The organism is Allosphingosinicella sp. (assembly GCF_059502505.1).
In genome coordinates, this window is record NZ_JCACEU010000014.1 from 530,553 (window position 1) to 550,502 (window position 19,950).

The 19,950-nt window shown below is 67.4% G+C and carries 22 protein-coding genes; 13 read left to right on the forward strand and 9 right to left on the reverse strand.

The window, feature by feature from the left end; all coding sequences use genetic code 11:
- Nucleotides 1–25 precede the first annotated feature (25 nt).
- Nucleotides 26–394 (forward strand): response regulator, encoded by a 369-nt coding sequence (locus AC5JBD_RS04855; protein WP_495720625.1) that lies wholly within the window; start codon nt 26–28, stop codon nt 392–394.
- Between the two features lies 1 nt (nt 395).
- Nucleotides 396–1,187: an EAL domain-containing protein gene (locus tag AC5JBD_RS04860; RefSeq protein WP_495720626.1), complete on the forward strand. Its 792-nt coding sequence runs from the start codon at nt 396–398 to the stop codon at nt 1,185–1,187.
- 7 nt (nt 1,188–1,194) lie between these two features.
- On the opposite strand, the gene AC5JBD_RS04865 is transcribed toward AC5JBD_RS04860, so the two are convergent.
- The 5 genes from AC5JBD_RS04865 to AC5JBD_RS04885 all read right to left on the reverse strand — a co-directional run bounded on the left by AC5JBD_RS04865 (nt 1,195) and on the right by AC5JBD_RS04885 (nt 9,504).
- Nucleotides 1,195–3,222, reverse strand: a complete 2,028-nt coding sequence (locus tag AC5JBD_RS04865) for a TonB-dependent receptor (RefSeq protein ID WP_495720627.1) — start codon at nt 3,220–3,222, stop codon at nt 1,195–1,197.
- 48 nt (nt 3,223–3,270) lie between these two features.
- Nucleotides 3,271–4,125, reverse strand: coding sequence for a cytochrome c (locus AC5JBD_RS04870; protein ID WP_495720628.1), 855 nt, complete (start codon nt 4,123–4,125; stop codon nt 3,271–3,273).
- 78 nt (nt 4,126–4,203) lie between these two features.
- Complete coding sequence (locus AC5JBD_RS04875) at nt 4,204–5,523, reverse strand: DEAD/DEAH box helicase (RefSeq protein WP_495720629.1); 1,320 nt, start codon at nt 5,521–5,523, stop codon at nt 4,204–4,206.
- Between the two features lie 185 nt (nt 5,524–5,708).
- The gene (locus tag AC5JBD_RS04880) at nt 5,709–8,264 is read right to left on the reverse strand and encodes a sensor domain-containing protein (RefSeq protein ID WP_495720630.1); all 2,556 of its coding nucleotides are present in this window, start codon (nt 8,262–8,264) and stop codon (nt 5,709–5,711) included.
- 121 nt (nt 8,265–8,385) lie between these two features.
- A complete protein-coding gene (locus tag AC5JBD_RS04885) occupies nt 8,386–9,504 on the reverse strand; it encodes a glycosyltransferase family 2 protein (protein ID WP_495720631.1) in 1,119 nt (372 codons plus the stop codon).
- Nucleotides 9,505–9,801: 297 nt separating this feature from the next.
- Here AC5JBD_RS04885 and rpsM point away from each other — a divergent pair, with 297 nt between their 5' ends.
- From rpsM to rplQ, 4 genes are all read left to right on the forward strand, one after another.
- Nucleotides 9,802–10,170 (forward strand): 30S ribosomal protein S13, encoded by a 369-nt coding sequence (gene rpsM / locus AC5JBD_RS04890; RefSeq protein ID WP_495720632.1) that lies wholly within the window; start codon nt 9,802–9,804, stop codon nt 10,168–10,170.
- A gap of 61 nt (nt 10,171–10,231) precedes the next feature.
- Nucleotides 10,232–10,621 carry a 30S ribosomal protein S11 gene (gene rpsK, locus AC5JBD_RS04895; RefSeq protein ID WP_019831586.1) on the forward strand — a complete coding sequence of 130 codons (390 nt, stop codon included), beginning with the start codon at nt 10,232–10,234 and terminating at the stop codon, nt 10,619–10,621.
- A 106-nt stretch (nt 10,622–10,727) separates the two neighbouring features.
- Complete coding sequence (locus AC5JBD_RS04900) at nt 10,728–11,792, forward strand: DNA-directed RNA polymerase subunit alpha (protein WP_495720633.1); 1,065 nt, start codon at nt 10,728–10,730, stop codon at nt 11,790–11,792.
- Between the two features lie 183 nt (nt 11,793–11,975).
- Nucleotides 11,976–12,398: a 50S ribosomal protein L17 gene (gene rplQ, locus AC5JBD_RS04905; RefSeq protein WP_495720634.1), complete on the forward strand. Its 423-nt coding sequence runs from the start codon at nt 11,976–11,978 to the stop codon at nt 12,396–12,398.
- Between the two features lie 20 nt (nt 12,399–12,418).
- Here the strand turns inward: rplQ and AC5JBD_RS04910 are convergent, their stop codons facing one another.
- Entirely contained in the window at nt 12,419–13,042 is a 624-nt protein-coding gene (locus AC5JBD_RS04910; protein WP_495720635.1) for a hypothetical protein, read from the reverse strand.
- 144 nt (nt 13,043–13,186) lie between these two features.
- On the opposite strand from AC5JBD_RS04910, the gene AC5JBD_RS04915 reads away from it, so the two are divergent.
- On the forward strand, nt 13,187–13,702 hold the full coding sequence (locus AC5JBD_RS04915) for a TetR/AcrR family transcriptional regulator (protein ID WP_495720636.1): 516 nt from the start codon (nt 13,187–13,189) through the stop codon (nt 13,700–13,702).
- On the opposite strand, the gene AC5JBD_RS04920 is transcribed toward AC5JBD_RS04915, so the two are convergent.
- On the reverse strand, nt 13,683–14,354 hold the full coding sequence (locus AC5JBD_RS04920) for a protein-L-isoaspartate(D-aspartate) O-methyltransferase (RefSeq protein ID WP_495720637.1): 672 nt from the start codon (nt 14,352–14,354) through the stop codon (nt 13,683–13,685). The genes AC5JBD_RS04915 and AC5JBD_RS04920 overlap by 20 nt on opposite strands.
- A 66-nt stretch (nt 14,355–14,420) precedes the next feature.
- Here AC5JBD_RS04920 and AC5JBD_RS04925 point away from each other — a divergent pair, with 66 nt between their 5' ends.
- The 3 genes from AC5JBD_RS04925 (at nt 14,421) to AC5JBD_RS04935 (ending at nt 15,471) form a co-directional block, all read left to right on the forward strand.
- Nucleotides 14,421–14,786: a DUF1622 domain-containing protein gene (locus tag AC5JBD_RS04925; protein WP_495720638.1), complete on the forward strand. Its 366-nt coding sequence runs from the start codon at nt 14,421–14,423 to the stop codon at nt 14,784–14,786.
- A gap of 49 nt (nt 14,787–14,835) precedes the next feature.
- Entirely contained in the window at nt 14,836–15,099 is a 264-nt protein-coding gene (locus tag AC5JBD_RS04930) for a hypothetical protein (protein ID WP_495720639.1), read from the forward strand.
- Between the two features lie 159 nt (nt 15,100–15,258).
- Nucleotides 15,259–15,471, forward strand: a complete 213-nt coding sequence (locus AC5JBD_RS04935; RefSeq protein WP_495720640.1) for a hypothetical protein — start codon at nt 15,259–15,261, stop codon at nt 15,469–15,471.
- A 152-nt stretch (nt 15,472–15,623) separates the two neighbouring features.
- Here the strand turns inward: AC5JBD_RS04935 and AC5JBD_RS04940 are convergent, their stop codons facing one another.
- Both AC5JBD_RS04940 and AC5JBD_RS04945 read right to left on the reverse strand, forming a co-directional pair.
- The gene (locus AC5JBD_RS04940; RefSeq protein ID WP_495720641.1) at nt 15,624–15,854 is read right to left on the reverse strand and encodes a WGxxGxxG family protein; all 231 of its coding nucleotides are present in this window, start codon (nt 15,852–15,854) and stop codon (nt 15,624–15,626) included.
- Between the two features lie 36 nt (nt 15,855–15,890).
- The gene (locus AC5JBD_RS04945) at nt 15,891–16,115 is read right to left on the reverse strand and encodes a WGxxGxxG family protein (protein WP_495720642.1); all 225 of its coding nucleotides are present in this window, start codon (nt 16,113–16,115) and stop codon (nt 15,891–15,893) included.
- A 235-nt stretch (nt 16,116–16,350) separates the two neighbouring features.
- Between AC5JBD_RS04945 and AC5JBD_RS04950 the strand changes: the two genes are divergently transcribed.
- From AC5JBD_RS04950 to AC5JBD_RS04960, 3 genes are all read left to right on the forward strand, one after another.
- Entirely contained in the window at nt 16,351–18,534 is a 2,184-nt protein-coding gene (locus AC5JBD_RS04950) for a prolyl oligopeptidase family serine peptidase (RefSeq protein ID WP_495720643.1), read from the forward strand.
- A gap of 126 nt (nt 18,535–18,660) precedes the next feature.
- Nucleotides 18,661–19,239 (forward strand): hypothetical protein, encoded by a 579-nt coding sequence (locus AC5JBD_RS04955; RefSeq protein ID WP_495720644.1) that lies wholly within the window; start codon nt 18,661–18,663, stop codon nt 19,237–19,239.
- A 121-nt stretch (nt 19,240–19,360) separates the two neighbouring features.
- The gene (locus tag AC5JBD_RS04960; protein ID WP_495720645.1) at nt 19,361–19,870 is read left to right on the forward strand and encodes a hypothetical protein; all 510 of its coding nucleotides are present in this window, start codon (nt 19,361–19,363) and stop codon (nt 19,868–19,870) included.
- Nucleotides 19,871–19,950: the final 80 nt, after the last annotated feature.

Consider the following 19,950-nt stretch of genomic DNA (forward strand, 5'->3'; position numbering starts at 1 on the left):
CCGAAGGATCAGCAAACTGCGCACGATGCTCCTCATCGACGACGAGCCCGAGCTGGCGCGGCTGCTCGCCCATGCGGCCAAGACGGCGGGATATGCGGCTACGGCGACCAGCGACGCCGACAGCTTCAAGCGGCATTTCGAAGTGGCGGGCGCGGACCTGATCGCGATCGACCTCGGCATGCCGCGTGTGGACGGCGTGGAGCTGCTGCGCTTCCTGGCCGACGCGGGCTGCAAGGCCCCGATCCTGATCGTCAGCGGCTTCGACCGGCGCGTGGTCGAGACGGCCGAGCGGCTGGGCGAGGCGCTCGGCCTCAGCATGGCGGGGTCGGTCGAGAAGCCGGTGCGGCTGGATGCGCTGGAAGCGCTGCTCCAGGACCTGCGCGCCCGGGCCTGACATGGCGGATGACCTTGAAGCGGCACTGAGGCGCGCGATCCGCGACGACGCGATCGGCCTCGCCTACCAGCCCAAGCTCGAGTTCAGGAGCGGTCGTGTGGTGGGTGTCGAGGCGCTGGCGCGCTGGACCGACGGCGAGCGCGGCCCCCAGAGCCCGTCCGTCTTCATCCCGCTGGCCGAAGAACGCGGGTTGATCGGCGCGATTACGGAGGCGGGGCTCAGGGCCGCGCTCCGGCAGTGGCTCGTCTGGCGGGAGCAGGGGATCGTCCTCGACATCGCCTACAACATCTCGCCGACTTTGCTGGGCGATCTCGAATTTCCTGACCGGCTGGAGCGCCTGTGCGTCGAGGCGGGGGTGCCGGCCGAGCATGTGACGCTGGAGCTCACCGAGGGGGCGACCCAGCATGTCGTCCACCTGATGGACACGCTGACGCGCCTTCGCATCAAAGGCATCCGCGCCGCGATCGACGATTTCGGCACCGGATATTCGTCGCTGCTGCAGCTCAGGCAATTGCCCTTCAACGAACTCAAGATCGACAAATGGTTCGTGACCGACAGCACGCGCTCGGCTGATTCCGCGCTGATCATCCACTCGATCATCGATCTCGCCCACGGCCTCGGCATGAGCGTCACCGCCGAAGGGGTAGCGAGCGAGGCGGAGTTCGACCTCCTCGCCCGCTACGGCTGCGATCTTGCGCAGGGCGAACTGATCGCCATGCCGATGGCCGGGGATGCGCTCGCCCACTGGCTGCTCGAGAACGGCGCCAGGTGGAGGGAGCGCGCGGCGCGCTAGCCGGCGTTCAGTCGGTACGGAGACGCAGGCCGAGCCAGAGCGTGCGCGGCGTCGCTCGTTCGATCAGGCCATTGCCGGAGATGGCAGCGACGACGCGGGTGCCGGTCAGGTTCTCGCCGCGCGCTTCGAGGCTCAGTCTGTCGTTCAGCGGCATCGAGGCGGCCGCATCGAGGGTCAGCGCGTCCGGAAGGAGGTCCTGGTTGAGGTCGTCCTCATATTGGGCGCCGGCGTAGCGCAGCGTCCCGCTGGCGCGGACGCCGCCCAGCGAGCGCCAGGCGACGGTGCCCGCGAGGGTGTGCCTGGGGGTCTGGGCGGGCCTGAGGCCGTTGAGGGGCAGAGCGGGACCGCTTGCGCGCACCTCCGCGTCCGCGAAGCTGTAGCCGCCGCTCAGCGACCAGGCGCCGAGGTCGAGGCGGCCGTCGAGCTCGATGCCGACGGACTCCACTGCCTCGAGATTCTGCCGCTGGCGATATTCGCCGCCGCCACCGACGAAGCCGACGCCGGGGAAGGTGCCCGGGCCGCGGCCGAGGGTTACGTTGGCGATCGCATCTTCGAGGCGGTTGGCGAAGACGGTGATGCCGACGCGGGCCGTGGAGAGGGGGCGATATTCCAGGCCGGCCTCGACCCCCTTCAGCCGCTCCGGCGCGAGTTCGGCATTGGCGGCAGTGGCGTCTGGGCCGACGCGGAAGGGGCGGTAGAGCTCGTTGAGGGTGGGCAGCCGCCATCCGAGATAGCCGGCAGCCCGCAGCGTCACCGCGCGGGCCGGACGCCAGGCGATGCCGGCGCGGGCGGTCGGCTCCCAGCCGGAGCGGTCGGCGAAGCTTACGTCGTTGAGCGTTGCTCCGGAGGCGATCACGCGCTCGTCGAGGAAGCCGTCGAGGATACGCCAGCGGTCGATCCGGCCGCCGCCGGTCAGGGTCACCGGGCCGTTCTCCCACGCAGCCTCGGCAAAGCCGCCGAGGGTGCGCGTGCGGCCGCCGGCGAGACGCCGCCTGGTGCCCGCGCCATTCACGAACTGATAGCGCTCCTTCGTCTCGCCCTCGGTCTCGCGCCAGTCGGCGCCGAGGCGGAGCTCGATCGCGCCGAGCTGGGGCCGCACCTCGGCACGGGCACCGAGGCCGGTCGACGGCACGTTATATTGCTCGGACGCCTGGGTGACGCTGGTCCTGTCCGCGTTCACGCTCGCGAAGCTGTTATAGTAATCGCGGGTCTGGACGTAGGCGAGCGCCTCCCAGCGACTTCCGACCAGCCGGAGCGACGCGTCCGCGCCGCGCGTGCTGTTGTCGGTGAAGGCAGTGCCCCGCTCCCGCTCGTCGGTGAAAAGGAGGGCGTTGGCCTGCAGCTCGGTACCAGGCGCGAGCGGCGCGACCCCGCGGAGCGAAAGGCTGCCATGCTCGTAGGGAGAGGGACGGTCGACGGGTCCTCGTTGACGCGCGATTACGGGAACGAAGCCGTCGCCGCGGCCGTAACTGGCGGAGATGCTGGCGAAGCCGCTGCCGAGGGCCACGCCGGCGCCGAGCCGCGCGTCGAGGCTGTCGCGGCTGCCGTAGAAGATGTTGCCGCCGACGCCGCTGAGGTCGTCGGGATCGGCGCTGACCAGCTCAATCGTGCCGGCAAGCGCGCCGGGACCGCCGGCCCCGCTGCCGCCGCCGCGCACCACCCGCACCTGGCCGAGCCGTTCGGGATCATAGGCCGGCCAGTTGATCCAGCCGCCGAACGGGTCCGTCTGCGGCACGCCGTCCAGGATGAGCAAGGCCCGGCTCGACGCATTGCCGCCCAGCGCGCGGAGCGTCGCGCCCTGGCTGGTCGGATTGGCGGAGCGCGCGTCGGAGCGCCGGAAGAGCTGGAAGCCGGGCACCTCCTTCAGGATCTCGTCCAGCCGCCCGGAGGCGGAGCCGGTCAGCCGCTCACGGCCGATCAGGACGGTATCGTAGACATCCTCGCCCTGGGCGCGCTCCAGCCCACGGCCGGTGACGACGATTTCTTCGGGGGGAGCGGGCTGCGCCAAGGCGAAGCCGATGAACAGGAGACGCATGGCCTCGCTCTAGCGTAAGGCCGGCGGCGAGGAAGCGTCAAACTGGAATCAGCTGCCCAGCTTGTCCGCCCGCGCCGAGAGATAGCGGTGGATCGCAGCCAGCTCGCCGTCGGTATAGTGGCTGAAATCGTTGCGGGCGACATAGGCCATGAGGCCGAGGTCGCGGCCGTGCGGCGCCTTGCCGGTGCGCATCAGGGTGGTGAACTGGGCAAGGTCGTAGCCGCTCGCGATGCGAAGGTCGGGCGTGACGTTGCCGTCCTCCATGGTCGCGCCGAACAGAGCCGGGCCGTGGCATTCCGAGCAGTTGATCGCGGTCAGCCGCCGTCCCGCCTCGTGCCCGGCGCCGAGCGCGAGCGGCGCCTGGCTCCGGAACTCCTGGACCTTTTCCGGCGCGGCGCGGAGCTTGCCCGTCGCAAGCGCGAAACGGCCGACCGGGCCGAAAGACACCGTCTCGGCGCGACCGGAAGTACGCGGCAGCGATCGGATATGAGCGATCAGCGCGCCCACCTCGCCATCGCTGAGGCGCGCATACATCGGTGAGGGCATGACAAAGAGCGGGCGCCCGTCCGTGCCGATCCCCTGGCGGATCGCCGCGGCGAGCTGCTCGTCGGTGGCACGGGCGGCGACGTCGGTGAGGTTCGGCGCATGGACGCGGATGACGTTGGGGATATCCTCCATCATCTTGCCGCCGAGGCCGGCACCGTGACAGCTATAGCAGCCAAGGATGCGGGCCTGGCGCGGCGCGTCGGCCAATTGCTGCGGTGTCGGACGGCCGAGCCGCTCCGGCTGCGTCGCCGAAACATCGGCGAGCTTCGCCTGCGAGGCGGCATAGATCCCGCCGATCCCGAACAAAAGCAGCAGCGCGATCGCAGCGAGCGCGCGCCCGGCCCAACGAATCATCATCCCAGCGGTCCCCGATTGGCGGGGGTCGCATGGCGTTGAGCGGCGCCCCGGGGGAGCGCCGCTCGATCAACCCGTCATTCAGCGCGACGAAGCCCGCCGCCGCGACCGGTTCGTCTTCGGAGCACCGGCCGAACCGAAATTCGGACGGCGGCTCTTGGGACGGCGGACGCGGTTGCGGTCCTCGGGAGCGCGCTCCGCCCGTTCCGGCGTCGTCGGCGCGGCCCGGGTGGACTTGATGCGGTTCGCTTCGTTGACGAAATTCTCCGGCAGCGGCACCACTTCGATGCGCTGCTTGGTGAGCTTCTCGATGCCCTTGAGATAGGCGCGTTCGTCCTCCGCACAGTAAGCGATCGCCACGCCCGCGGCGCCGGCGCGCGCGGTGCGGCCGATGCGGTGGACATATTGCTCGGCGACATTGGGCAACTCAAAGTTGATGACGTGGCTGACGCCGGAGACGTCGATGCCGCGCGCGGCGATGTCGGTCGCAACCAGGATCTTGGCCTTGCCGGACTTGAACTCGGCCAGTGCGCGCTCACGCTGAGGCTGGCTCTTGTTGCCGTGGATCGCGTTGGCGACGATGCCGTTGCCGGCGAGCAGCTTCACGACCCGGTCGGCGCCATGCTTGGTGCGGGTGAAGATCAACACCCGGTCCATGTTGCCGCGCTCGGAAAAGCCGGCGCGCAGCATCATGGTGAGCAGGGCCTGCTTCTCGGGCTGCGTCACGAATGTCACATATTGATCGACGCGCTCGGCCGTCGTGGCCGCCGGGGCGACCGAGACTTCGGCCGGGTCGGTGAGGAAGCGGTCGGCCAACTCCCGGATCGCCTTCGGCATGGTCGCCGAGAAGAACAGGGTCTGGCGCCTGGACGGCAGCATCTTCACGATCTGCTTCAGCGCATGGATGAAGCCGAGGTCGAGCATCTGGTCGGCCTCATCCAGCACCAGGATCTCGACCGCCTTGAGGCTCAGCGCGCCCTGCTCGATCAGATCGATCAGGCGGCCGGGGGTGGCGACGAGCACGTCGACCCCGCGGGAGACGTCCTGGCGGTTCTTGTTGATCGAGGTGCCGCCGAACACGGTCGCCACCGACATATGGCTGAAGCGCGAGTAAGCGCGGGCGCTCTCGGCGATCTGCGAGGCGAGCTCGCGGGTCGGCGCCAGCACCAGCATCCGGCATGTGCGCGGCTGCGGCCGCTTGTCCGACTGGGTCAGGCGGTCGATCGACGGCAGCATGAAGGCAGCCGTCTTGCCGGTGCCGGTCTGCGCGATGCCGAGCAGGTCGCGGCCCTTGAGCAGGATCGGGATCGCCTGCTCCTGGATCGGCGTGGAGGTGGAATATTCCTTCAGCGCGAGCGCCTGGAGGATGGGCTGAGAAAGCCCCAGGTTTTCAAAGGACATGTATAGCTCACAAATATGCGGCGGGCCGCGCTGCCAGAATGGCGCGCGGAAACGCGGCGGTTACTGCCGACCCGCGTGAAAAGGGAAAGCCTGGGAAATCGACGAAGCAGAGCCGGGCCCGTGGGGCCGTTCACGCTGCGATGATGCTTCGCTGAGCGGGCAGATAGATGCTGCGGCGCAAAAAGTCAAGATAGAGCGCGAGTCGCGGCCGGTGCGCCTCCCTTGAGCATGGCTTCGACTAGACCCGCCGGCTCCGCCTTGCCGTAGAGGAAGCCCTGGCCGTAGCGGCAGCCGAGCGCCAGCAATGTGTCGTGCTGGGCCTGCGTCTCAATGCCTTCGGCGACCACGTCGATGCGGAGACTCTTGCCGAGGCTGACTACCGCATCGACGATAGCGCCGTCGCCGCCGTCGAGCTGGAGGTCGCGCACGAACGAACGGTCGATCTTGATGATGTGCACCGGGAACTGCTTCAGGTGCGACAAGGAGGCGAAGCCGGTGCCGAAATCGTCGAGCGCTATGGCGACGCCGGCCGCGCTCAGCGTCTGGAGCGCGCGCTCTACATATTCGGCGCCGCGGCCAAGGAAGACGGTCTCGGTCACCTCGAGCTGGATACAGCGGCGGGGAATGTCCGCCTTGTCCATCCGCTCGAGCAGCCGCTCGGCGAAGTGGCCGCGCCGGAATTCGGCGGCGGCCGAGTTAATCGCGACATGGCCGAAATCGACATCGGCGCTGAGCCACTTCCGCACGTCGGCCAGCACGCCGTCGATCATCCGGTCGCTGATCTCGGCGGCGAGGTTCGGATCCTCGAAGGCCGCCTTGATGCTGTCGGGCATCTGCAGGCCGTTTCGCGGATGCCGCCAGCGCAGCAGCGCCTCGAAGCCGGCGACCTTGCCCGAGGTGAGCTCCACCTTGGGCTGATAATGCGGCACGATCAGATTCTCGCCCAGCGCGCGTTTGGCGAGCGAGATCATGCTGTTGCGCCGCTGCCGCTCGGCCCGCATGCCGTTCTCGAACAGCTTGATCGTGCCGCGGCCGGCACCCTTGGCTCCGTAGAGAGCCAGGTCCGAGGCCTTGAGCAGCTCGCCCGGGTCGGAGCCGTGGATCGGGAAAAGGCTTGCGCCGATACTGGCGCGGCATTCGAGCAGCTTGCCTTCGTGCAGGCAGGGCTCCCGCAGCGCCTCGAACAACTTGTCGGCAAAGGCAGCGAGGTCCTGTTCGCTGTCCAGGCCCATCACCACGATCGCGAATTCGTCTCCGCCGAGGCGCGCGACCAAATCTTCGGGCCGCACCACCCGCCGCAGCCGCTTTGCGAAGGTGCAGAGCAGGGCATCGCCGGCGTCGTGACCCAGACTGTCGTTGATGCGCTTGAACTCGTCGACGTCCATCAGCAGCAGCGCGAAGGGCCGGCGAGCACCCGGCACGGTCAGCGAAGCCAAGCGCTGCTGGAGCACTGAGCGGTTGGGCAGCTGCGTCAAAGAATCGTGGCTCGCCGACCAGCGCGCCTGGTTCTCCACCCGTTTCTGATGGGTGATGTCGCGAGACGTGACGAGAAGGCGGACCTGGTGATCGCCTTCGGTGACGGGCGTGACGATCACGTCCCACCATTTCTCATCGTCGTCGCCGAGCCGCCCGGTGAACTGGGTCGCGAGACCGGTAGCGCGCGACTTCAGGAAGGCGGCGCGGGCATCGCGGCGGAAGCGGCCGGGCACGAGATCGGTCCACCTCCGTCCCGCCACCTCGGTCGAGCCGCCGGACGCGAGACCCGCCATCGCATTATCGTTGGCGAAGAGGACCACGCCATTCTGGTCGAGCAGGACGATGCTATCCGGAGTCGCGCCGATCAGCTTGCGCACGAAGCTTTGCTGACTGACGAGCTGCTCCTGTGCCGCAACGCGGTCGTGAATGTCGGTGCAGCTGCCATACCAGCGGATCAGCTTGCCACGCGGATCGCGCTCCGCGCAGCCGCGGCTTAGCACCCAGCGATACTCGCCGCAATGATGGCGGAGGCGGTATTCGGCTTCGTAGGCTTCGCCGGTCGCGAGACTCCGCTCCCACGACTGGAGCGCTCTTTCCCGATCGTCCGGATGGATGAGCGCGGTGCGAGGCAGGCCGTGCGCTCGGCCGACCTTCTGGCCGGCGAATTCCATCCACTGGACGTTGAAGAATTCGTCGGATCCGTCGGCCGACATCGACCAGACCATCTGGGGGATCGTGTCGAGAGTCTTGCGCCAGCGGCCGGCGAGCGTGCGCTGCAGCTCCTCCGCCTGCTTGCGGCCGCTGACGTCGGTGATGACGCCCTCGAGGAAAAGGGGCCGCCCCTGCTCGTCACAGACGGCGTGGCTCTGCTCGCTGACCCACTTCACATCGCCCGATTTATCGACGATGCGATAGGTGATCGCGAAGCTCTCATTGGCGGCGATGGCGCGCTCGGCCGCCTTCTGCACGGCAGCGAGATCGTTCGGCAGGATGAGGTCGGCCCAGCCGTCCATCTGCTCGATCTCTTGGGCGCTGTAGCCTGTCAGCGTCTCCGCGCCGTCGCTGATGAAGGTCATCGTCCAGGGCGGCGCGAGCTGGCATCGATAGAAGATGCCGCTCAGCGCGCGAAGCAGGCTGTCGAACTGGCGGCGGCTTTCCGCGAGCTGGAGCTCGGCGGCCTGCAGCGCCGCGCCGGCGGTGCCTTCATATGTGCCGGTCGCAGATTGTGCTGCCGCATCGAATTCCGCGGCATCGTAATGACGCAAGACAACCCCCGAATGGTGAAGCCGGGCAGCGCTGCCGCTTCCGTTCCCATGCGTTCCTAGGCAGCGAAGGTTACCAACTGCTTCATCAGCAGGGTTCGGTTCGCCCACTGGCTGCGCGCCTTTAGTAGCGGCCCCAGGTGAAGCGGGAGGAGAGGGCGTAGTTCCACACCGCACCGACCAGCACGCCGGCCAGCGCCGACAGCGTCCAGAGCGCGCCCTGATATTCGAACAGGAAGGTGGCGACGCCAACATTGGCGGCCGCGCCGATGCCGCAGACGAGGCAGAAGGACATCCAGCCGAAGAACAGCCGCCTCGCGCCGCGAAGCTGCTGGTCGCGATAGGTCAGCGCGTTGTTGAGGAAGAAGTTGAACGTCATCGCGCCGATCGTGGCGATCGTCTGCGAAGGCGCGAACGGCTGCGCGAGCGCCTTGAAGAACAGGGTCAGAATGGCGAAGTGCACGCCCACGCCGAGCCCGCCGATCGTCCCGAACAAGGCGAATCGGGTGGGCACGAAGCGGCCGAACGCCTTGTCGTAGAGCAGGATCAGATATTCGAGCGCGATCATTCGATCTAGCTTGCTCGCCCCGCTCAGCCGTTCGCGGAAATCGTAGGGCAGCTCCTCGAAGGCGAGCGGCCGCCGCGCCGACGCGAGGATGTCGAGAAGAAGCTTGAAGCCGACCGCGGACAGGTTGGGCAGCACCTCGCGCAGCAGCTCGACCCGAAGCATGAAGAAGCCGCTCATCGGATCCTTGAGATCATCCGAGATGACACCCCGGCTGAGACGCGTCGCCAGGCGCGACTGCGAGGCGCGCTCTTCCGAGAAGCCGTTCGCGCTGCCGCCGGCGGCGAAGCGGGAGCCGACGACGATGTCCAAAGCCGGGCGGGCGCGCAGTCGCTCCAGCATCTGGGGCAGCAGCCGCTCGTCATGCTGGAGGTCGGCGTCCATCACCGCGACGATCGGTGCAGACGTGGCCAGCATCCCCTCGACGCAGGCCGAGGCGAGGCCGCGCCGCCCGACCCGCTCCAGGCAGCGGACGCGGCGGTCACTGCGGGCGATCGCGCGCAGCCGCTCGGCGGTGCCGTCGGGGCTGTTGTCGTCGACGAAGATCGCTTCCCAGGCGATGCCCTCGAGCGCCGCCTCGAGCCGCCGCACCACCTCCTCGACATTGTCCGCTTCGCTGAAGGTCGGGAGAATGACGGCGAGCTCGAGCGGCGCCAGCTCGGCGCTCGTCGCTCCCATTCTCGTCGTGAGCGCTTCCACTGCAACGCCCTCCCCAAACAGGATTTAAGCCCAGCTCATAAAGGTTGCAATTCAGAGGCGAAGGCGGTGAATGACGGCCGTCCCGAGCCCACAAATTTCGGCCCGGCTTATGCTTGACACGCTGCGCCGCGACTCCTATCTGCCGCTCATCCCGTTTTTCCGGTCAACCGGCGGCGCATTCCGTGCGCCCGTCGGCTTTGTCCGTTTCGGCGGGCCTCAAAAGCGCTGAGATGGGGCGGTCAGCCAGCCGCCCCGTGGAGCAGGAGAAAATAGAGCATGGCACGTATCGCGGGTGTGAATATCCCGACCAACAAGCGCGTCGAGATCGCGCTGACCTATATCCACGGCATTGGCAGGACCAAGGCCAAGGAGATTACCGCCAAGCTGGGCATCACGCCCGAGCGCCGCGTCCAGGACCTGACCGACCAGGAGGTCCTCCAGATCCGCGAGAGCATCGACGCCGATTACACGGTTGAGGGCGACCTCCGCCGCCAGGTGGCGATGAACATCAAGCGGCTGATGGACCTGGCCTCCTACCGGGGCCTCCGCCACCGCAAGGGCCTGCCGGTCCGCGGCCAGCGCACGCACACCAATGCGCGCACCCGCAAGGGCAAGGCCAAGCCGATCGCCGGCAAGAAGAAGTAAGCCGCCGGGGCGCGCTCGTCCGCGCCCGCGTCTTGATCTCCAAGGATAGGGTACAAAGAATATGGCACGCGAACCTCAGCGCCTCAGGCGGCGCGAGCGCAAGAACATCACGGCGGGCGTGGCTCACGTCAACGCCAGCTTCAACAACACGATGATCACCATCACCGACGCGCAGGGCAATGCCATTGCCTGGTCGTCGGCCGGCATGATGGGCTTCAAGGGCAGCCGCAAGTCGACGCCCTATGCCGCCCAGGTCGCCGCCGAGGATGCGGGTAAGAAGGCCGCCGAGCATGGCGTGCGCACGCTCGAGGTCGAGGTGAAGGGCCCGGGCTCGGGCCGCGAGAGCGCGCTCCGCGCCCTCCAGGCGGTCGGCTTCCAGATCACGTCCATCCGCGATGTGACGCCGATCCCGCACAACGGCGTGCGCCCGTCCAAGCGCCGCCGCGTCTGACGCTTCGGCCAAAGTGGTACTTTGGCCGAGGGTAGAAGGCGAAGAAAGTTTAGAAGTCCGGATCGAGCGGCCGCTGCCGCCCTTCCGATGAACCATAGGGAAGATCATGGCCGTCAACGCTAAGAACTGGCAGGAAATGAAGAAGCCCAACGCCCTCGAGAAGCGCGCCGCCGGCGACGCGCGCCGCAAGGCGACCTTCGTCGCCGAGCCGCTCGAGCGCGGCTTCGGCCTGACGCTCGGCAACTCGCTGCGCCGCGTGCTCTTGTCGTCGCTGCAGGGCGCCGCCGTCACCTCGATGCGGATCGAGGGCGTGCTGCACGAATTTTCGAGCCTGGCGGGCGTCCGCGAGGACGTCACCGACATCGTCCTCAACGTGAAGCAGATCGCGCTGCGCATGGAAGGCGACCAGGCCAAGCGCCTGCAGCTTTCGGCGACCGGCCCGGGCGAAGTCACCGCCGGCCAGATCGCCACCACCGGCGACATCGAGGTGATGAACAAGGACCTCGTCATCTGCCACCTGGACGAAGGCGCGACGCTCAACATGGAGCTGACCGCCGAGACCGGCAAAGGCTATGTGCCGGCCGCGAACAACCGCCCCGTCGACGCGCCGATCGGCCTGGTCCCGATCGACGCGCTCTATTCGCCGGTCCGCCAGGTCAGCTACAAGGTCGAGAATACCCGCGTCGGCCAGGAGCTCGATTATGACAAGCTCACGCTGACGGTGGAGACCGACGGCACGATCACGCCGGACGACGCGCTCGCCTATGCCGCGCGGATCCTGCAGGACCAGCTCCAGCTCTTCGTCCACTTCGATGAGGGCATGGTGTCGGTCCCGACCATGGCCGGCATGGCCGCGCCGTCGTCGAGCGGCGACATCGAGAGCGATGCCAACCAGCTCAACCGCTATCTGCTCAAGAAGGTGGACGAGCTGGAGCTCAGCGTGCGCTCGGCCAACTGCCTCAAGAACGACAACATCATCTATATCGGCGACCTCGTCCAGAAGACCGAGGCCGAGATGCTCCGCACGCCGAATTTCGGCCGCAAGAGCCTCAACGAGATCAAGGAAGTGCTGTCCAGCATGGGCCTCCGCCTCGGCATGGACATCCCCGGCTGGCCGCCCGAGAATATCGAGGAAATGGCCAAGAAGCTCGAACAGGAGCTGATGGGGTGATCGCACGGATCAGTGCGGGGCACTGATCCGAGCGATCACCACGCTACCGCCGCTTAGTGGGCGGGGAACAGATAAAGCCATTCCGCGCAGCGGAATGTCATAAGGGGTTTGGGCGGTGCCCCGTTTTCACCGCCTGGTCCGGGGTACCTGATACGGCCCCCGAACGAACGGAAGGAAGATACCATGCGTCATCGCGTCGGCGGGCGGAAGCTGCAGCGCACCTCGAGCCACCGGGCGGCCATGTTCCGCAACATGGCGGCCGCGCTCATCAAGCATGAGCAGATCACCACCACCACGGCCAAGGCGAAGGAGCTGCGGCCCTATGTCGAGAAGCTGATCACGCTCGCCAAGAAGGGCGGCCTTTCCAACCGTCGCCTGGCGCAGGCGCGGCTGATGGACGACACCCAGCTCACCAAGCTGTTCGACACGCTGGCGCCGCGCTACGCGGACCGCAACGGCGGCTATACGCGGATCATTAAGGCGGGCCTCAGGGCCTCCGATGCGGCGGCGATCGCGATCATCGAGCTGGTCGACCGCGACGTCTCCGCCAAGGGGCAGGACAGCGGCCCGGTCCTCAATGCCGACGAGTTCGACGAAGCGGCCTGAGGGCGTCAGCATCGACGAAATCAGGAGGGGTCGCTTCGGCGGCCCCTTTTCGCATCGAGACCGCTCCAGAATTGCAGGCCGAGCAAAGCTGTCCAGGCGGCGTGAAGGCCGTAGACGATGAAGGCGCCGGCGACGTCCATGCGCAGTGCGCCGGTGGCGAGCAGGGCGACGGGAAGGATGCCGGCGACGAGCCCGGCAAGGCCGAGCAGACGCGCCGTGCGGCCGGCGAGGAGGTCGGCGGACCAGAACAGGATCGCTGCCGAATTGGCGAACACGCCGAGCCGAGCCAGCGCCTGGTTCGCTTCCCAGGCGAACAGGAAGATGTCGTGGCCGACCGGCTGCCCGCGCGCGGCCAGCGCCGGGACAACGAAGCCGTTGATCGTCGCCGCGCCGGCATGGCCGAACAAGGCGAACACATAGGCGATCGCGCCGGCGAGCACGGCCGGGCGGGCGAGGCCGCGCTGGTGCGCGAAGCGGGCGAAGCCGAACGCGATCGCGGCCAGGAACAGGATCATCGCCCCGTGGACGATCCCGACCAGGGCACCCGAATGGGCGCTGGAGGGATGGTGACCCATCGCGACGATCGTGGCGAGCGATGCTGCGATCAGCGCGCCGCCGCCGATCCTGTCCCCTCGTGCTTCCATCTTCTTTCCCCCCGTGGACCTCGCCTTGCTGTCGGGCGATAAGCCGGGAGGGAAGGGGCAAATCGCGCGGCGCGTCCGTTGCCGGACGGCAGGGGCCATTTGTCCGGGAAGAGGGGCGCTACGGCGGCAGATCAGGACCGGCGGGTGAGGCGGACGCGCGCCGCTCTGGTCGAAGCGTTCAACCATCTCGTGCTCCGCGGCGGGCCGCGGACGATCAAGGTCGCCGATATCGTCGCCCAGGCCAAGGTCGGCCGCTCGACCTTCTACGATCATTATTCCGGCCCCGAGGCGATCCACATGGAGGCGCTGGCGCGGCCGTTTGCGCTGCTCGCCGATGCGGCGGCGGGCGAGGGCGATGCCGAACGGCTGGAGGGGCTGCTCCGCCACTTCTGGGAGAACCGGCAGCGGGCGCGGGACGTGCTGCAGGGGCGGACGGGGGAGAAGGCCGCACGGCTGCTGGCCGAGCTCGTCGAGGAAAGGCTGAGCCGGCGCGCGGCCGAGGCGGACATTCCGGTCAGGCTGCACGCCGCCCAGCTCGCGCAGGCAGCGCTCGCGCCGGTGCGGGGTTGGCTGCTGGGCGAGGCGTCCTGCACGGCCGAAGCGCTCGCCCGCAGCATCTGCGAGGGCGGGCGGCGGCTCGTCAGATCTCGAGCTGGGTGAAGCGGACCGGGATGACCTCGCGTATCTCGGCCTCGCCGGCGGCTGATTTGGTGACGACGCTCAGTTGCTGGACTTCCTTGGAGCCGATCGGAACGACGATTCGGCCGTCGGGCGCCAGCTGGTCGAGCAAGGCGGGCGGCGGGGCCTTGGCGGCGGCGGTGACGAGGATACGGTCGAAGGGGGCGTGCTCGATCCAGCCGCGGGAGCCGTCGCCGATGCGGACCTGGACGCGATTGTAGCCCAGTTGCTGGAGGCGGAGGCTCGCCTCGCCGGCAAATTCCTCGACGATCTCGACCGTCCACACCTCGGCACCGAGCTCGGCGAGCAATGCGGCCTGGTAGCCGTAGCCGGTGCCGACCTCGAGCACCTTGTGGCCGGGGCGCACCTCGAGCAGGTCGAGCATCAGCGCGCCGATATAGGGCTGCGAGATGGTCTTGTCGAAACCGATCGGCAGAGGTCCGTCATGATAAGCGACGGCGGCGAGCTGGGCCGGGACGAAGAGGTGACGGGGAACCTCCAGCATCGCGGCGCGGACGTGCGGGTCGAGCGCGGCCTTGCCGAGCTCCGCCTCGGTGAGGTCGAAGTGCACCTCGACCACCTCCACCATGTGGCGGCGAAAGACGGCGAGATGCTTGTCGGTCATCGGTTTCATGCTGATTCAAGCTTTGGGGGCGGGCGCGGTTCCGAAACCAAGCGCAAGCGGGCTCGTTCGGCTGGTATGGAAGATCCTTTCACCCAAGTCATCCACTGGATCGGGCGCGGCATCGAATGGGTCGGGATCGCAATCATGGTGGTCGGCGCGGCGGCGGCGTTGCTGGCCTTCATCCGTCAGGCGCTGCGGCGCGCGGACAAGGAGCGGCGCATTGCGGACTTCCGCTCGGATCTCGGCCGCTCGATCCTGCTCGGCCTCGAATTCCTGGTGGCGGCGGACATCATCAACACGGTCGCGATCGAGCCGACCCTCGACAGTCTCGCCGTGCTGGCGGGGATCGTGCTGATCCGGACTTTCCTCAGCTTCAGCTTGGAGGTGGAGATCGAAGGACGCTGGCCGTGGCAGCGGCGGGCGGGCGAGGATCGCGCCTGAGGGAGCCTGGGCAGGGCCGCGAGCGTTGTTCCCGCAAAGGAGACAGATCATGGCCGATACGACCAGCCGCACCAGCCGCGACGAGGAGCCGGTGGAGATGACCGGGCGCAAGGGCGGCGGGGATTCGGGCGGCGGCGCCTATCCGAACCCGCATACCGGCAAGGAGCCGACCAACGGCGGCTTCATGGGCCATGGCGGCCAGACCGAGATGCCATACCATGGCGGCGAGCAGCTCGGCGAGCAGGATGTCGGCGGCAACGTCAATGCCGCGACCGCGAAGACCAAGCCCGGGCGGAGCGACGAGAAGGACTGAGAGCGCTTCCCGAAGGCGTCGAAGAGCCTCCGGTCCCACTTCGGGACGGTGGCGCGCGCTCTCGCCCGCACACGGCCGCATGTCCCAGATGGGACATGGACAAGCGCCTGATTCGGCGGGAGGAGTCTGCCCAAGGGATGCGCGACTGAAGGACGCACCATGATCTTGCTCTGCGGGGGCGAGGGTGCCGCCGGCGTCAAAACCGGCGGCGCTTTTTTCCTGCTTATCAGCTATGCCGGCCGGGACGGCCAAGGCGGCGACCCAGGCGTCGAGGACGCATCGCGCCTGCGGGCGCACCGCACACTGGTCGCCGGCGACCCGCCGGATCTGAGCCTCGCCTGGCGCGCACCCTCTCGCCGACTGGATCGCTGACCGGCGACACGAAGAGTGCGGTGACCTCTCGACTGGGTGCGCTCGCCGGCTGATCCGCAGGCCGCCGCGGCACGGCGTGATGGGCAAGATCGCCGACGCTCTGGGGTGAGCGCCGGCGAACTGACTAAGACTGCAGTGGCGCTCGCCGGCTGCTAGGGGCGGGTGCGGTTGTCGACGGTGATGTTATCCTTGCGCTTGCGCGGGATCAGGCCGAGCAAACCGAGGAGGCCGAGCAGGCCCCAGGGAAAGCCGTCATCTTCCTCTTGCTGAGGATTGCCGTAGGACGTGTCGACCGCGGGTGCTTGCGCCGCCGATGCGGCAGCGGGGGTGAGAGCCGCGAGAGCGGCGGCCGCGGCGATTACTGTGATGTGTCTGGTGCGCATGTGAGGTCCTCCTGTTGAGTATCAGACGGCTGAAGTTCAGCGGCGGTGATCGTCGTCGCGTTTCCTGAGACCGAGCAGGCCGGCGAGGCCGAGCAGACCGAGCAGGTCCCAAGGGAAATCGTTGTCGCTGCCCTCGGCGTGCCGTTCCTGGGTCTCGGTGGCGATGCTGGTATCGTTGCCGGTCTGCTGCGCGGACGCCCCGGACGCGCCGAGCATCGCGAAGGCAGCAGCCGCCAGCAGGGCGCTGGATCGGGTTCGCATAAGCATTTCCTCCTGTTCGCCGCTGCTCAGGGTTGGGCGGCGGCGTCGGGGGCAAACGGGCGGCCGGCGACGGTCGTTCCGGGAATGTGACTAACCTGGATCACACGTGCCCGGCGTCCGCGCCGCGCTCGCGGCGGGAGGGCGGTCCCAGCACCTGATCGCGCCTATTGGCCAGTCTTCTCAATTGAGTGCGGGACGGTATAGGTTCCGCACAATCCTCGAAGGAAGGTCCCCCATGCGCCATGCCGCCCTTGTCCTGTTGCTTGCCTCCACTGCCTGCGCGATGAACGACAGTGCCACTGAAACCGCCGCCGCGCCTGCCGCGACCGCGCCTCAGGCGTCGATCGTCTATCCGGTGACCGAGCGGCAGAACATCGTCGAGACGCAGTTCGGCGAGGCTGTGGCGGATCCCTATCGCTGGCTCGAGAATGACGTGCGCGAGGATGCGAAGGTGGCGGCCTGGGTGGCGCAGCAGAATGCGCTGACCAATTCCTACCTGGCGACGCTCCCCGCCCGCGCGGTGTTCGAGCAGCGCCTGCGCGAGCTGTTCGACTATGAGCGCTACGGCATCCCCCAGAAGCAGGGCAGCCGCTACTTCTACAGCCGCAATACCGGGCTTCAGAACCAAAATGTGCTCTACGTGCGCGAGGGGCTGAACGGCACCCCGCGGATGCTGATCGATCCGAATACCTGGTCGGCCGACGGCGCCACGGCGCTGGCGGAATGGTCGCCGTCCGAGGACGGCCGGCGCCTGCTTTACTCGGTGCAGGAAGGCGGCACCGACTGGCGGGTGGTGCGCGTGCTCGATGTCGATACCGGCAAGGTGCTTTCCGACGAGGTGAAGTGGGTCAAGTTCGCCAATCTGGACTGGGCGAAGGACGGCTCCGGCTTCTATTATTCGCGCTTCCCCGAGCCCAAGGCGGCCGAGCAGTTCCAGTCGCTGAACGAGAATCAGCGGGTCTACTTCCACAAGCTCGGCACTCCGCAGGCGCAGGACCGGCTGGTCTATGCCGACGCGGCACGGCCGAAGGTCAGCAACGTCGTCCAGGTCTCCGACGACGGCCGCTGGCTCGTCATCACCTCGTCGGAGGGCACGGACGAGCGCTACGACATCACTTTGATCGATCTGACGCAGCCGAACGCCGCGCCGCGCAAGCTGGTGACGGGGCTCCAGAACCAGTGGGATTATATCGGCAATGTCGGCAACAGCTTCTACTGGGCGACCAATACCGATGCGCCGCGCCTGAGGATCGTCTCCACCGACATCAGCAAGCCGGGCCTGGAAGTGAAGCAGCTCGTCGCCGAGGATGAGGCGACGCTCGGCGGTGCCTCGATCGTCGGCAATCGCCTGATCGCCTCCTATCTCGTCGATGCGAAGACGGAGGTCCGGACCTTCGACCTCAACGGCCGCCCGATCGACAAGGTGACGCTGCCGGGCATCGGCACCGCCGGCGGCTTCTCGGGCGATGCGACCGACAGCGAGACCTTCTTCGCCTTCTCCAGCTTCAACATGCCGACGACCATTTATCGCTATGACAGCGCGAGCGGCCAGGTGACGCCCTGGGCGCAGCCGCAGGTCGGCTTCAAGCCGGAGGACTTCACGGTCAGCCAGCGCTTCTATCGCTCGAAGGACGGGACGCGGGTGCCGATGTTCATCGTCCACCGCCGCGATCTCGACATGAAGAAGCCGCACCCGACCCTGCTCTACGCTTATGGCGGGTTCAACGCGTCGATGCTGCCGGGCTTCTCCTCCTCGCGGCTCGCCTGGGTTGAGCAGGGCGGCGTCTTCGCGCTCGCCAACATCCGCGGCGGCGGCGAATATGGCAAGGCGTGGCACGATGCGGGGCGGCTGGCGAACAAGCAGAACGTGTTCGATGATTTCATCGCGGCCGGCGAATATCTGGTCCGCGAAGGCATCACGACCAAGGACAAGCTCGCCATCCAGGGCGGCTCGAACGGCGGCCTGCTGGTCGGCGCGGTCGTCAATCAGCGGCCGGACCTGTTCGCCGCGGCTTTGCCGGCGGTCGGCGTGATGGACATGCTGCGCTTCGACCGCTGGACGGCCGGGCGCTACTGGGTCGACGATTACGGCTACCCGAACAAGGAGGCCGATTTCCGGGTGCTGAGGGCCTATTCGCCCTATCACAACATCCGTAGCGGCGCGGACTATCCGGCGATCCTGGTGACCACCGCCGACACCGACGACCGCGTCGTGCCGGGCCACAGCTTCAAATATGCCGCGGCGTTGCAGGCGGCGGACCTCGGGCCGGAACCGCACCTCATCCGCATCGAGACCCGCGCCGGCCACGGCTCGGGCAAGCCGACCGAGAAGATCATCGAGGAATATGCCGATATGTGGGCCTTCATCGCGCATCATACCGGCATGAATGTGAGCGGCGCGCAGACGGCGGCGCGGTAGTTCGACCGGTCTTCCTCACCCGCTCGCCCTGAGCTTGTCGAAGGGCTGTCCTTCCTTTCTTACTGCAGAGAGAAGGGCAGGGCTTCGACAGGCTCAGCCCGAGCGGGAAGTGGATAGAGTGGGCCGATGGAGTGGAACGAGCGGATCGACAGTTATGTGCGGGAGACAGGCTTCCCGCGCAGCCTGTTCGTGTCGGAGGATGGCCGGGTCGTCGGTACCTGGATCATGGGCAACAATTACCGGGTAAAGTCGGCCTATTATGGCGGCTATCCGGCTGGCTATCTGAGGCGGGTGAAGGCGCTCTTTCCGGACAAGAGGAAGGTGCTGCACCTGTTCAGCGGGATGGTCGACGTCTCCGCCTTTCCGGGCGACCGGGTGGACATCAACCCTGCGCTGAAACCGACCTATGTCGATGATGCCCAGTCGCTGCTGAACGTGCCGCTCGAGGCTTACGATCTGGTGCTCGCCGATCCCCCGTACAGCATCGAGGATGCCGAGCGTTACCAGACGACGATGATCAAGCGGAACAAGGTGATGAAGGCGCTGGAGCGGCTGCCGGCGGGCGCGCATGTCGTCTGGCTCGACCAGGTGCTGCCCATGTATCGCAAGAGCTGCTTCGATCAGGAAGCGGTGATCGGCATGTGGAAATCGACCAATCACCGGTTCCGAGGGATCACGATCTTCAGGCGCCGTCCCGCCGAATAGTTGCGGCCGCGAAGATGAACGGCAGCCGTCACTGCGGTTCAGCTTCGACTCAGCCGTAACCCGCTAAAAGAACAGCATAGATTCGAAAAATACTCGAACGCGGTTCTTTAGGAGGTTCGGCATGAACAAGATTTCCAAGCTCGTCACCGGCGCCGCTGCGGCCGCGCTCGTCACCACCGGCTTCGCGGCAGCTCCGGCCGAAGCGCAGCGTTATCGTCATTACGACCGCGACCGCGGCATCGATGCGGGCGACGTGATCGCCGGCGTCGCCATCATCGGCGGCATCGCCGCCATCGCCTCGGCGATCGGCAATGACGGCCAGCGCTACGGCTACAACAATCGCTATCGCTATCGCGACAATTACCGCGATGCGGTCAACCAGTGCGGCTACGAGGCCGAGCGTTATGGTCGCGGCGGACGCGTGAGCGTCACCGACGTCGACCGGCGCGGCAACGGCTATCGGGTGCGCGGCGTGGTCGACAGCTCCGGCGGCTATGACCGCTACAACCGCGGCTACGGTTACGACCGCTATGACCGCTACGACCGTTACGACGCGCGGGTGGCGTTCACCTGCTCCACCGACCGCTACGGCCGGGTGCGGGATTTCGACGTCAACCGCTACAATTGGTAAGCGCCACAGCTTTGCGTAGCTCCGGCCTGTAGCTTGCTGGACAGGAATGCGCGGGGGCCCTAGGGCTCCCGCGCATTCTC

Coding starts and splice junctions, on each gene's coding strand:
- AC5JBD_RS04855 (WP_495720625.1), top strand. CDS start 26: ATGCTCCTCATCGACGACGAGCCCGAGCTGGCGCGGCTGCTCGCCCAT.
- AC5JBD_RS04860 (WP_495720626.1), top strand. CDS start 396: ATGGCGGATGACCTTGAAGCGGCACTGAGGCGCGCGATCCGCGACGAC.
- AC5JBD_RS04865 (WP_495720627.1), bottom strand. CDS start 3,222: ATGCGTCTCCTGTTCATCGGCTTCGCCTTGGCGCAGCCCGCTCCCCCC.
- AC5JBD_RS04870 (WP_495720628.1), bottom strand. CDS start 4,125: ATGATGATTCGTTGGGCCGGGCGCGCGCTCGCTGCGATCGCGCTGCTG.
- AC5JBD_RS04875 (WP_495720629.1), bottom strand. CDS start 5,523: ATGTCCTTTGAAAACCTGGGGCTTTCTCAGCCCATCCTCCAGGCGCTC.
- AC5JBD_RS04885 (WP_495720631.1), bottom strand. CDS start 9,504: ATGGGAGCGACGAGCGCCGAGCTGGCGCCGCTCGAGCTCGCCGTCATT.
- rpsM (WP_495720632.1), top strand. CDS start 9,802: ATGGCACGTATCGCGGGTGTGAATATCCCGACCAACAAGCGCGTCGAG.
- rpsK (WP_019831586.1), top strand. CDS start 10,232: ATGGCACGCGAACCTCAGCGCCTCAGGCGGCGCGAGCGCAAGAACATC.
- AC5JBD_RS04900 (WP_495720633.1), top strand. CDS start 10,728: ATGGCCGTCAACGCTAAGAACTGGCAGGAAATGAAGAAGCCCAACGCC.
- rplQ (WP_495720634.1), top strand. CDS start 11,976: ATGCGTCATCGCGTCGGCGGGCGGAAGCTGCAGCGCACCTCGAGCCAC.
- AC5JBD_RS04910 (WP_495720635.1), bottom strand. CDS start 13,042: ATGGAAGCACGAGGGGACAGGATCGGCGGCGGCGCGCTGATCGCAGCA.
- AC5JBD_RS04920 (WP_495720637.1), bottom strand. CDS start 14,354: ATGAAACCGATGACCGACAAGCATCTCGCCGTCTTTCGCCGCCACATG.
- AC5JBD_RS04925 (WP_495720638.1), top strand. CDS start 14,421: ATGGAAGATCCTTTCACCCAAGTCATCCACTGGATCGGGCGCGGCATC.
- AC5JBD_RS04930 (WP_495720639.1), top strand. CDS start 14,836: ATGGCCGATACGACCAGCCGCACCAGCCGCGACGAGGAGCCGGTGGAG.
- AC5JBD_RS04935 (WP_495720640.1), top strand. CDS start 15,259: ATGATCTTGCTCTGCGGGGGCGAGGGTGCCGCCGGCGTCAAAACCGGC.
- AC5JBD_RS04940 (WP_495720641.1), bottom strand. CDS start 15,854: ATGCGCACCAGACACATCACAGTAATCGCCGCGGCCGCCGCTCTCGCG.
- AC5JBD_RS04945 (WP_495720642.1), bottom strand. CDS start 16,115: ATGCGAACCCGATCCAGCGCCCTGCTGGCGGCTGCTGCCTTCGCGATG.
- AC5JBD_RS04950 (WP_495720643.1), top strand. CDS start 16,351: ATGCGCCATGCCGCCCTTGTCCTGTTGCTTGCCTCCACTGCCTGCGCG.
- AC5JBD_RS04955 (WP_495720644.1), top strand. CDS start 18,661: ATGGAGTGGAACGAGCGGATCGACAGTTATGTGCGGGAGACAGGCTTC.
- AC5JBD_RS04960 (WP_495720645.1), top strand. CDS start 19,361: ATGAACAAGATTTCCAAGCTCGTCACCGGCGCCGCTGCGGCCGCGCTC.